Below are 12593 nucleotides of genomic sequence, written 5' to 3' on the forward strand. Positions count from 1 at the left end.
CGCGCCGTCGACACCGAAAGCCCCAGCGATGAGCGAACGAGCACGCATCCAGAAGATCGTCCCGCTGACCCCCATGCAGGAGGGCCTCTATCTCGAGTCTCTCCGCAGGCCGGGCGACTCCTCCTACGTCGTCCAGCTCCGGCTCGCGTGCGAGGGCGAGCTCGACACCGGCCTGTTCCGAGCCGCGCTCTCCGACGTCGCGCGCGAGATCGAGGTGCTCCGTACCGTGTTCCTCGTGCAGGGAAAGCTGCGCCAGATTGTGCTCGAGCAGCGCTCCTTGCCGTGCGCGTTCGAGGATCTCTCGGAGCTCGACGAGCCTGCGCGCGAGGCACGCATCGCGGAGGCGATCGCGGCGGAGCGCCGCGAGGGTTTCGACCTCGCGCGCAAGCCTCTCCTCCGTTTCCGGGTCTTCCGGACCGGACCGCGCCAGCACGAGATCCTCTCGACCAACCACCACGTGATCCTCGACGGCTGGAGCATGGGCCTGCTCTGGGGCGAGATCCTCGCGTGCTACGAGGCGCGCGCGCAGGGGCGCTCGCCGGCGCCGACGTCGACGCTTCCCTTCAGTCGCTTCGTCGAGTGGTTGGGCTCGCGATCGAGCGAGGACGCGCGCGCGTACTGGAAGCGCGAGCTCGCGGACCGACCGGAGAACCGCACGTGGCCGCGGCGCGCGTCGACCGGCTACGTTCGCGCGCAACGAACGCTGCGCATCGATCCCGATCGCACGGCCGCGCTTCGTGCGTTCGCTTCGTCGTCGGGCGCGACAGTGAGCTCCGTCGTGCTCGCCGCGTGGACGCTCGTGCTGCGCGCGCACGCGGACTCCGACGACGTTACCGTCGGTGCCGTCGTCTCCGGGCGCGCCGTCGACTTCGAAGGTGCGGCCCAGGTCGTCGGGCTCTGCATCCAGACCGTTCCCGTCCGCGTGAGCGCGCCCGAGACTACGCCGATCCGCGAGCTCGTGCGGCGCGTGCACCAGAAGGTCGCCCTCGCGCAGCGCCACGGACACGTCCCTCTCGCGGAGATCCAGGCGATCGCGGGCAGCGATCGCGGTCCGCTTTTCGATCACCTGTTCGTGTTCGAGAACTATCCGCTGCCCGAGGCCCTCGAAGCGCGCGAAGGCGCGAACGACCCGCGGCGCGTTCGGATCTCGTACCGCGAGTCGGTCGAGCAGCCGCACTACGACCTCAACCTCATCTGCATGGACCAGGGCGGTCTCGAGGTGCGCTTCCTCTATGACGCATCGTCGCTCGACGCCGAGCTCGTCGCGCAGCTCGAGCGTCAGCTCGAGCTCGTGCTCGCTCGGTTCGCCGCCGTGCACCACGGCACGCTGGGCGACGCGTACCCGCTGGCGGAGGACGAGCGCCTCTTCCTCGTCGACACGCTCAACGCGACCTCGTCGCCGTATCCTCGCGACGCCACGATCGATGCGCTCGTCGAGGCGCGCGCTGCGGAGCGCCCGGACGCGATCGCCGTGACGCTGGGCGCGCACGCGCTCACCTACCGCGAGCTCGTCGCGCGCAGTCACGCGGTCGCGGCGATGATCGCCGACTCGCCCCGCGCGCCGGTCGCGCTGCTGGTCGAGACCGATTCCGACGTGATCGCGGTCCTGCTCGGGATCCTCCGTGCCGGGCGAGCGTACCTGCCGATCGATCCCGACTATCCGGCCGAGCGCATCGGCCTCCTGCTGCGCGACGCGGGCGTTCGCGTCGCGATTGCCGCGCGCCGTTTCCTTCCTGTGCTCGCGGCCGCGGGCTTCGACGGCGCGGTGCACGTCCTCGAGGACGCGGTGACGTGCGCGGGCTCGCCCACGCTGCGCGCGCACGGCGCCACCGACGACGCGTACGTGCTCTACACGTCGGGGTCGACCGGCACGCCCAAGGGCTGCGTCGTTACGCACCGCAACGTCGTCCGCTTGATCACCGGGCTCGAGTACGCGCCGCTCGGTCCGGGCGACACGCTCCTGCAGACCGGCGCGCTCGCGTTCGACGCGAGCACCCTCGAGATCTGGGGGGCGCTCGCGAACGGCGCGACGCTCGCGCTCGCGTCGCGAGACGCGCTGCTGTCTGCGGCGTCGCTTCGCGCGCGCATCGTCGAGACCGGGGCGAGCACGCTCTGGTTGACGTCGCCGCTCTTCAACAAGCTCGTCGACGACGACCCGGCGATCTTTCCCGGCGTGCGCCGTCTGCTGGTCGGCGGCGACGTGGTCTCCCCGCGCCACGTCGCGCGCGCGATGGCCGCGAACCCTGGTCTCGTGGTCGTCAACGGATACGGACCCACCGAGAACACCACGTTCTCCACCGTCCACGTTCTCGATCACTGCGACGGCGAGAGCTCGATCCCGATCGGCCGCCCGATCCGCCAGAGCACGGCATACGTCGTCGATCGGCTCGGCCGTCCGTGTCCGATCGGCGTGCCCGGCGAGCTCTGGGTCGGCGGCGACGGAGTCGCGCGCGGCTATCTCTCGCGCCCCGAGCTGACGGGGGCGCGGTTCGTGCCCGATCCGTTCGCGAAGGCGGCGACCGCGTACCGGACCGGTGATCTCGCGCGCGTGCGGCCGGACGGTGCGATCGAGTTCCTCGGGCGGGTCGATCACCAGGTGAAGATCCGCGGGCTGCGCATCGAGCTCGGTGAGGTCGAGCGCCACCTCGCGGCGATCCCCGATCTCGACGAGGTGCACGTCGCCGCGCGCGGCGATCGCGCCGACACGAAGGTGCTCTGCGCCTGGTACACCAGCCGCCGCGGCGTGATCCCGTCGAGCGTGCGCGAAGCGCTCCGCGCGACGCTTCCGGCGTGGGCGATCCCCACGCACCTCGTGCGTGTCGACGTCATGCCGTTAACCCGCAACGGCAAGATCGACGAGCGCGCGCTGCCCGAGCCGGGCAGCGTCTCGAGCGGCGTGACGACGGTCGCTCCTTCGACGCCGACCGAGGCCGTCTTGCTGGCGCTCTGGAAGGAGGTGCTCGGCGTCACGCACGATGACATCGGCATCGAGGACGACTTCTTCGATCACGGCGGACACTCCCTCCGCATCGTCGATCTGCACGCGAAGATCACGCGCCGCTTCGGCGTCGTGCTCCCGATCGCGGCGCTCTTCGAAGCGCGCACCGTTCGCACGCTCGCGTCGCGGGTCGACATCGCGCGCAGCGAGGCGTGGTCCGCGATCGAGCCCCTCGCCGATCGGCACGCCGCGGTGCCGCTCTCGCCGGCGCAGCGGCGAATGTTCATTGTCGACCGCCTCTCCCATGGGTCGACGGCGTACAACGTCACCGGCGGCCTCCGCATCGAAGGCATCGAGATCACGCGCGAGCAGATCCAGCGTGTCGTCGACACGCTCCTGGTGCGCCACGAGGCGCTCCGCACGGCGCTGGTGATCGAGGACGGTGTGCCGGTGCAGCGCGTCGTCGAGGGCGTACGCGCCGTGGTGGAGTACGACGAGTGCTCCGAGGAGCGCGTCGAGGACGAACTTCGCGCGATGGTGCGCCCGTTCGATCTCGGCCGGCCTCCGCTCGTCCGCTGGAAGCTACTGCGCGTCGGAGAGCGCCGCTTCGTCCTGTTGAGCGACGCGCATCACGCGGTGCTCGACGGCTGGTCGGTCAGCGTCCTCGCGCGCGAGATCCTCGCGATGCTCGGCGGTCACGAGCTCCCGGCGGCACCGGTCCAGTACCGCGACTTCGCGGCCTGGCAGCACCGCGCGATCGAGCGCGGCGAGCTCGCCGCACAGGAGCGCGCGTGGATCGAGGAGCTTTCGGGCGAGCTGCCGGCGCTCGATCTCCCGACGGACCGCCCGCGCCCGCGCGAGCGCAGCTTCCGCGGCGCGACGCATCGGTTCGTCATCCCGCCCGAGCTCGCCACCGCGCTCCGCGCGCTTGCGCGGCGCGATGGCTCGACGCTCTTCATGACGCTGCTTGCGGTGTTCGATGCGCTTCTCGTGCGTACCTCGGGTCAGTCCGAGGTCGTCGTCGGGATCCCGGTAGCGGCCCGCACGCATTCCGACGTCCGCGCCACGGTCGGCGCGTTCGTTAACATGCTACCGATCCGCACCGCGCTCGGCGAGGGCGCGACCTTCGCGGAGCTCCTGTCGACCGTGCGCGCGAAGTGCCTCGCGGCGTACGACCGACAGGACACGCCGTTCGAGACGCTCGTCGAGCGCCTGACGCTCCCGAAGGACGGCGCGCGCAACCCGGTGTTCGATGCGGTCTTCACGCTGCAGGCGCCCTTCGGCGAGGTGTCGGACGGAACGATCCGCATCGGCGAGGTCGAGCTCGACTCCACCACCGCGAAATTCGATCTCACGATGATCGCGCGCGAGCGCGGCGCGACGATCGACATCGCGATCGAGTACTCGACCGACCTGTTCCGTGGCGATCGGATCGAGCGCATGGCGTCGCACTTCCTGACGCTCGCAGAAGCGGCGTGCGCGTTCCCCGAGACGCCCGTCGATCGACTACCGATGCTCACCGCGGGCGAGCGACGCCTCGTCGTCGAGACGTGGAACGATCGTCGTGACGCGCGCTACCCCAGCGACCGCACGGCGCACGCGATCTTCGAGGAGCGCGCGCGCCGGCGCCCGAGCCACCCTGCGCTGCGTTTCGAGGGCCGCACGACGACGTACGGCGAACTCGACGCACAGGCGAACCGCATCGCGCGGGCGCTCGCGGATCGTGGCGTGCGCCGCGGCGACGTGGTGGCACTGCTCGTCGGGCGATCGCCGCGCATGATCGCGGCGATCCTCGCGGTCGCGAAGGCGGGCGCGGCCTACGTGCCGCTCGACCCGACGAGCCCGCGCAAGCGCCTCGAGTACATGCTCGTCGACAGCGGCGCGCGCATCCTCGTGACCGAGTCGGACCTCGGCGATCGCGTCTCGTTCGGCAAGCGCTTGCTGCTCGACGTGCCGGGCTGGGAGATGCTCGACGCGACACCGCCCGATGTCGGCGCGCACGCGACCGACCTGCTGCAGGTGATGTACACGTCGGGCTCGACCGGGAAGCCGAAGGGCGTCCTGCTCCCGCACCGCGGCATCATCCGGACAGCGCTGAACCGCAGCTATCTGGAGATCGATCCCGACGATCGCCTGCTGCAGCTCTCGAACTACGTGTTCGACGGCTCCACGTTCGACATCTTCGGCGCGCTCCTGAACGGCGCGACGCTGGTGCTCGTCCCCGAGCACGTCCTTAAGGACGTCGATCGCGTCGGCGAGCTCGTGCGCGAGGAGCGCGTCACGAAATTCCTCGCGACAACCGCGCTCTTCAACCTGCTGGTCGAGCGCGCGCGGCCCGATCTCGAAGGCGTGCGCGCGATCCTGTTCGGTGGACAGGCAGTGTCGGCGGCGCACGTGCAGAGGGCGTTCGACGCGCTCGGCCCAGGGCGCCTCGTACACATGTACGGCCCGTCCGAGACCTCGGTGTACGCGACGCACCATCGCGTCGATGTGATCGACGAGACGCTCGGCACGATCCCGATCGGCGTCCCGCTCGATCACACGCGCGTGTACGTCGTCGATCGCCACCTCGCGCCGCAGCCGATCGGCGTCGCGGGCGAGATCGTGGTCGGCGGCGACGCTCTCGCGCTCGGCTACCTGAATCGACCCGAGCTCACCGAGGCTGCGTTCGTCGCGGACCCGTTCGTGCCGCGCGGCGTTCTCTATCGTACCGGCGACATCGGGTGCTGGCTGCCCGACGGCACGCTGCGATTCCTCGGCCGGCGCGACCACCAGGTGAAGATCCGCGGCTTGCGTGTCGAGACTGGTGAGATCGAGACGCGCCTCCTCGACCATCCGGCGATGCGCGCCGCGCACGTTGCGGTGCGCGACGACGTTCTCGGCAACAAGAGCCTGGTCGCATATGTCGTGTGCGAGCGCGCAGTGCCCTCGGGCGATCTCCGATCGTTCCTCGCGGAGGAGCTGCCCGACTACATGATTCCGGCGGCGTTCGTCGCGCTGCCGGAGCTCCCGCTCACGCGCAACGGCAAGATCGACGACTCGCGGCTCCCCGCGCCGACGGAGAGTCCCGACGCGCCCGCGGCGCAGCCCGCGCGCACCGCGAGCGAGCGCACCGTCGCGGCCATCTGGTCGGAGGTGCTCGGGCCCGCCGCGCTCGACGTGCAAGAGAGCTTCTTCGACCGCGGCGGGAACTCGCTGACGCTCGTGCGCGTCCACGAGCGGCTCGTCGAGTCGTTCCCTGGTCTCGAGCTGCGGCTCGTCGAGCTCTTCGAGCACACGACGATCGAGCGCATCGCGGCACTCATCGACGAGCGCGTCGGAACGGCCGCGCCCTCGCGCGCGGCGCGATCCGGCGATCCACTCGCCGACGCGCGGGCGCGCGCAATGCGCCGCGAGCAGATGCGAGCGCGGCGTCGGCCGCGCTCCGGTGAGGCGGACGAGGAGGAGGCCTCGTGAGCTGGTTCGATTCTCAGCGCGACGAAGATCTGCGTGATGCCATCGCGATCGTCGGTCTCGCCGGTCGCTTTCCGCGCGCGGTCGATCTCGACGACTTCTTCGCGCGCCTGATGCGTGGCGAAGAGCTCGTGAGCCGCTTCGGGGACGAGGAGCTCCGTGCCGCGGGTGTGCCCGATGACGAGCTCCGGCATCCCGGATACGTCCGCGCGAAGGCGGCGCTCGAGCGTCCGTTCGACTTCGACGCGGCGCTGTTCGGGCTCACGCCGGCGCAGGCACGCCTGCTCGATCCCCAACACCGCACGATGCTCGAGCTCGCGCACGAGGTGCTCGAGGACGCGGCGATTGATCCCGCGCAGGATGGCGCGCGCATCGGCGTGTTCGCGGCGCAGTCGGCGAGCACGTACGTACGGGTGCTCTCGGAGCGCGAGATCCGCGAGCGCCACGGCGGCCTCTCGTTCCACTTCGGCACGGATCCGTCGTTCCTCGCGACGCGCATCGCGCACCGGCTAGACCTGCGCGGTCCTGCGATCACCGTGCAGACTGCATGCTCGAGCTCGCTCGCCGCGGTGCACCTCGCGTGCGGCGCGCTGCTCGATCACCGCTGCGATTTCGCGCTCGCGGGCGGCGTGTCGATCTCGTTCCCGTCCATCGAGGGCTACGTGGCGGAGAAGGGGATGATCCTCTCGCCGGAGGGGCGCTGTCGTCCGTTCGACGCGCGCGCTCGGGGCACCGTGCCGGGCAACGGCGGCGCGCTCGTCGCGCTGCAGCGCTGGGAAGATGCGCGCCGCGAGGGCTTCCGCGTCCACGCCGTGATCCGCGGCACCGCGATGAACAACGACGGTGCGGCGAAGATCGGGTACACCGCGCCGAGCGTCGAGGGCCAGGCTGCCGTGATCGCCGACGCCCTGGCGAGCGCGGGGCTTCGGCCGCGCGATCTCTCGTACATCGAGGCGCACGGTACCGGCACCGAGCTCGGCGATCCGATCGAGCTCGCCGCGCTGCAGCGCGTCTACGGCGCCGACACCGACGAGCGCGGCTTCTGCGCGATCGGATCGGTGAAGGCAAACGTCGGGCACCTCGACGCCGCGTCGGGCGTCACGAGCCTCGTCAAGGTCGCGCTCGCGCTGCGCGCGGGCGTCCTGCCGCCGACGATCCACTTCGAGGCGCCGAATCCCGCGCTCGAGCTCGATCGCAGCGCGTTCTACGTCGCGTCCGCCGCGAGGCCGTGGCATCCGCGCCACGGCGCACGACGCGCGGGCATCAGCAACTTCGGGATCGGCGGCACCAATGTCCACGCGATCGTGCAGGAGGCGCCGCCGCTGCCGCCGCGCGAACGTGCGCCGCGCGACGCGTGGTCGGTGCTCCCGCTGTCCGCAGCGACGCCGAGCGCACTGCGGCGCCGCGCCGAAGACCTCGCTGCGCACCTTCGCGCGCACCCCGAGCTCGTGCTCGCCGACGTCGCGCTCACGCTCGCGCGAGGCCGTCGCGCGCTCCCGGTCCGCGCAGCGCTCGTCGTGCGGAGCCTTCTCGAGCTCGATCCGGCACGGCTGGTGGCGAGCGTGCGCGACCCGCAGCACCGGCCTGCGCAGAGGGTGCTCGCGATCGGCGGGAAGGCGCCTGACGCTGCGTCCATCGCGGCGCTCGTCGCGGAGCGCGCGCCGTTCCGACGGGCGTGGGCCGAGACCTGCAGCGAGCTCGCGATCGCACTGCCCGGCGAGCTCGCCCCCGACGAGCTCGCCGCTGCCGTCGCGATTGCCCAGGTGCGCGCGCTCGAGCGAATCAAGGCACTCCCCGCGCACGGCGTCGGGGCGCGCGCGCGCGCGCTGCTCGCGCTCGGATCGGCGCCGCCCACCCGTGCGGTGCTCGCGGAGATCGCGCGCACCGAGCCCGCGACCGACGCGGAGCTGAGGGGCGAGCACGTCGTGCGCCTCGGATCGGGCGAGCCCGGTCGTGAGCTCGCCGAGGCCGTCGCGCGCGCGTTCGAGTCCGGTCTCGATGTGCGGTGGCGCGCATGGCACGAAGGCGACGGAGCACGACGCATCGCGCTGCCGGTCTATCCCTTCGAGCGGAAGCCGTGGATCGCGTCGGAGCGCCTCGAGCGCGCCGCGCTCGGCGAGCGGAACGCCGCCGAGGCGGACGCTACCGCAGCCCACCTCGCGCGGCTCGTGCGCGACGCGCGCCAGGCGCACCACGATCCTGCGGCCGCGGTGCTCGCACCGGAGCTCGACGCGATCTGCATCGACGCGATCGCGTCCCTGCTCGCGCCGCACCTCGCTTACGGTGAGCGCGTCTCGAGGGCGCAGCTCGAAGCGCGCGTCGGGCTGCAGCGCGGTCGCTCGCGCGAGCGCCTGCTCACCGCGATGGTGCGCTGGCTCGAGCGTGACGGGCGCGTCGCGATTGACCACGACGGATCGGTCCGCGCGCTGGCTCCGCTCACGCCCGCCGAGGACCCGCGGGAGCGCAGCGCGGCGTGGCAGCGCCGGCACCCGCGATTCGGCGGCTTGCTCGCACTCCTCGACGTCTGTGTCGAAGGCATCCCGGCGGTGCTCCGCGGCGAGCGCCTCGGTCTCGCGGTGCTCTATCCGAAGGGCCAGCCCGATCGCGTCGCGTCGCTGCTCCGCGACGTCCCGCGCACCGGCTGGCACCCTGCGCTGATCGACGCGGCGGCGCGCTGGGTCGGCGAGCTCGCACGCGCGCGTGGTCGCCTGCGCGTGCTCGAGATCGGCGCCGGCCAGGGCGAGCTCTTCGCGCCGGTGCTCCGCGCCCTCGAGGCGTCCGGCGCGGAGTTCGAGCTCGTGTTCACCGATCTCGCGCGCAGCTTCGTGGCCGACGCCGAGCGCCGATGGGGCACGCTCGGCGGTCGCGTGCGGTACGCCGTCCTCGACGCGGCACGCCCCGCGGCGGCGCAAGGCGTCGAGGAGGGCGCATGGGACGTAGTCCTCGCACTCGACGTCGTGCACGCAACGCCCGACGTCGCCGCGGCGACGTCGAACCTCGGTCGCCTGCTCGCGCCCGGCGGGTCGCTCGCGCTGGTCGAGATGGTGCGGCCCATCCCGTGGGGCGATCTCGTGTGGGGCCTCACCGACGGCTGGTGGGCCTTCGACGACGCGTTCCGCACGCACTCGCCGCTGCTCACGATCCCCGCGTGGCGCGCTGCGCTCGGGGCCGCGGGGTACGCCGAGGTCGACGTGCTGCCCGGCGAGCCTGATGCGCGCGACTGCGACCATGCGCTCGTGGTCGGCAGCGCCTTCCGCGAGGTCCCTCGCGCGCTCCCGACGCCAGAGCCGGCGCGCGGCGCCGCCGCGCCCGCCGCGATCAAGCACGACGACGATCTCGAGCACATCGTCGCGCGTGCGCTCGGCGAACTGCTCGGCGTCGCTGCCATCGGTCGCGATGACGACTTCTTCGAGCGAGGCGGCGACTCGCTCGTCGGTATTCAGCTCGCCGCGCGGCTCGAGTCGCGGCTCGGCGTGTCGCTCTCGCCCGACTTCGTCGCGGAGGCGCCCACCGTGCGCGAGATGAGCGCGCTCCTGCGAGCCCGCGTCGCAGGCGCGCGCGGCACGACGCGCTCGTCCGCGCTGCGCGTCCGCGCGGGCGACGACGCGCTCCCGCCGGTGTTCCTGCTCCCGGGGGCCGGCGGCCGTGCGCTCGCCGCGCGCACGCTGGCGCTCCACCTCGAGGACGATCACCCGTTCCATGCGCTCTCCGCGCGAGGGCTCGAGTCGGGCGAAGAGCCGCTGTCGACGATCGAGGCCGCCGCTGGGCACTACCTCGCTTCCATCCGCGCCATTCAGCCGCGCGGGCCTTACTACCTCGTCGGCGCGTCCCTCGGCGGAATGGTGGGGTTCGAGCTCGCACGACAGCTCGAGTCGGAAGGCGAGCGTGTCGCGTATCTCGCGATGCTCGACACGCCCGGTCCCGGGCACTACCCGCGCGTCTTCGACGACGAGATCGACGCGATCGGCTACTTCCTCCGTGACGTGCTCCGCTTCCCGGTGGAGCACGGCGTCCTGCGCGCGTTGCCGGACCGCGACGCACGTCTGACGTGGGCGCTCGAGCAGCTGCGCGGGCGCGGCGCGAGCTTCGCCGACGTGCAACTCGACGGAGCGCGCCGGCTTCTGCGCGTGCTCGAGAGCGACATCACCGCGATGCTCGCGTATCAGCCGAAGCCCTGGGACGGACGCGCCTCGTTCGTCTTCGCGGAATCGCGGCGACCGCACTGGGATCCCGCGACTCCCTTCCTCGCGTGGCAGCCCGTCGTGCGCGGCGGTCTCGAGCTCCTCACCGTCCCGGGCGATCACGCGTCGATGTACGAGGAGCCCCACGTACGCTCGCTCGCTCGCACGCTCTCGCGCGGCCTCCGCGAAGCCCGCACGCGCGGCTGAGCACGACGCCCGCTCGAGACCGCTCGAACCTTTCCCCGCTCCGAGAGCTCCCAAGGAGAGTCATGAATTCCGCAGCTCGTACCGACCACTACGACGTCACGATCCTCGGCGCTGGAATCAGCTCGACGATCGTCGCGAGCATCCTTGCGCGACAGGGCCTGCGCGTCGTGATGCTCGAGAAGAACTCGCATCCGAAGTTCGCGATCGGCGAGTCCACCATCCCGACCACGTCCGGGCTGCTCTCGCTGCTCGCAGTGCGCTACGGCGTGCCCGAGCTCAAGCACCTCACGTCCGCCGCCGCGCTGCTCGACAACGTCTCGAACACCTGCGGCATCAAGAAGAACTTCGGGTTCGTCTATCACCGCACCGACGCGCCGCGACACCCCGACGAGTTCAACCAGGTCGGCGCGGGCGAAGGATGGGAGACCGAGGCCCATCTCTTCCGACAGGACGTGGACGCGTACATGCTCCACACCGCGATTCGCTACGGGGTGCGCGTCCACCAGAACATCGACGTCACGAGCGTTGATCTGCGTGACGACGGAGTGATCACGCATACCAAGGGTGGTCGCTCGTTCTCCTCGAAGTTCGTGGTCGACGGCACCGGCTGGGACTCGGTGATCGCGCGACAGGAAAAACTGCGGACCGGCCTCTCCGAGATCCGCACTCACTCGCGCAGCATCTTCACTCACATGCTCGACGTGCGCCCGTACGAGGAGTGCGTGTCGATCGACACTCCGTCGAAGCTCAGCCAGGGGACTCTGCACCACCTCTTCGACGGAGGCTGGATGTGGGTCATCCCGTTCAACAACCACGAGCGCTCGAAAAACCGCCTCGTGAGCGTCGGCCTGCAGCTCGATCCGCGCCGCTGGCCGCGCCGCCCCGAGCTCGCCGCGGAGGACGAATTCCGCGAGTTCCTCCAGCGACATCCCGATGTCGCGTTGCAGTTCCGCGATGCCAAGGCGGTGCGCGAGTGGACCGTCACCGGAAATCGCGTCCAGTACAACTCGCATCGAAACGTCGGCAAGCGCTACGCGTTGCTGTCGCACGCGATGGGCTTCATCGATCCGCTCTTCTCGCGAGGCCTCCAGAACACGTATGCGGCGATCGCGATGATGATTCCCGCGATCCTCGATGCGTTCCGTGACGGCGACTTTTCGGTCGAGCGCTTCGAGTCCCTGAACACGCTCCAGGAGACGCTGATCCGGGGCAATGATCAGCTCGTGCACTCGTCCTACGTGTCGTTCCGCGATCACCGCCTCTGGAACGCCTGGTACCGCTTCTGGGTGCTCGGATCGATGTACGGAATGCTGGCCGTCAATTACGTGCGCGCGCAGCGCCAATTGACCGGCGACGATGCGTGGCTCGACAAGGTCAATTCGTTCGAGGCGAACGGGTGGATCGCGCCGAACGATCGTGAGGTGGTGGACCTCGTCGATCGCGGTGCCGCCGTGATGAGCGAGGTCGAAGCGGGGCAGATCGGCGTCGAGGCAGCGGTCGAGCGCATCCAGTCGCTCCTCGACTCGGCGGACTTCATTCCGCCGTTCTATCCGATCCGCGAGCTCCACAAGCGCACGCACGAAGTCGGTCCCGAGGCTGAGCAGCGTGTGCTCCGCTGGCTCACGCAGGAGATCCCGCAGCACCTCCGGGACAAGTACTTCCATTTCGATCTCTCGATTCTCGAGAAGCTTCACGCGGCGGAGCTGAAGGAAGCTGGCGCGAAGTTCGACGAGATCGTGAGCGACGGCCGCACCCTCGGCCTGCGACTGCACAGGCTCGCGTCGCAGGACGCGGCGATCACCCCGGCAGAGTGA

At 71.0% G+C, this 12593-nt stretch carries 3 protein-coding genes; all 3 read left to right on the plus strand.

Annotated elements, in window-relative coordinates:
- The first annotated feature begins 28 nt into the window (after window positions 1-28).
- The 3 genes from I5071_RS45910 (at window position 29) to I5071_RS45920 (ending at window position 12593) form a co-directional block, all read left to right on the plus strand.
- Entirely contained in the window at window positions 29-6394 is a 6366-nt protein-coding gene (locus I5071_RS45910; RefSeq protein WP_206607139.1) for a non-ribosomal peptide synthetase, read from the plus strand.
- Window positions 6391-10779 carry an alpha/beta fold hydrolase gene (locus I5071_RS45915; RefSeq protein ID WP_206607140.1) on the plus strand — a complete coding sequence of 1463 codons (4389 nt, stop codon included), beginning with the start codon at window positions 6391-6393 and terminating at the stop codon, window positions 10777-10779. Before I5071_RS45910 ends, I5071_RS45915 begins: the two co-directional genes overlap by 4 nt.
- Before the next feature lie 62 nt (window positions 10780-10841).
- Window positions 10842-12593, plus strand: coding sequence for an NAD(P)/FAD-dependent oxidoreductase (locus I5071_RS45920; RefSeq protein WP_206607141.1), 1752 nt, complete (start codon window positions 10842-10844; stop codon window positions 12591-12593).

This window comes from Sandaracinus amylolyticus (genome assembly GCF_021631985.1).
In the GTDB taxonomy this organism is placed as follows: Bacteria; Myxococcota_A; Polyangia; order Polyangiales; family Sandaracinaceae; genus Sandaracinus; species Sandaracinus amylolyticus_A.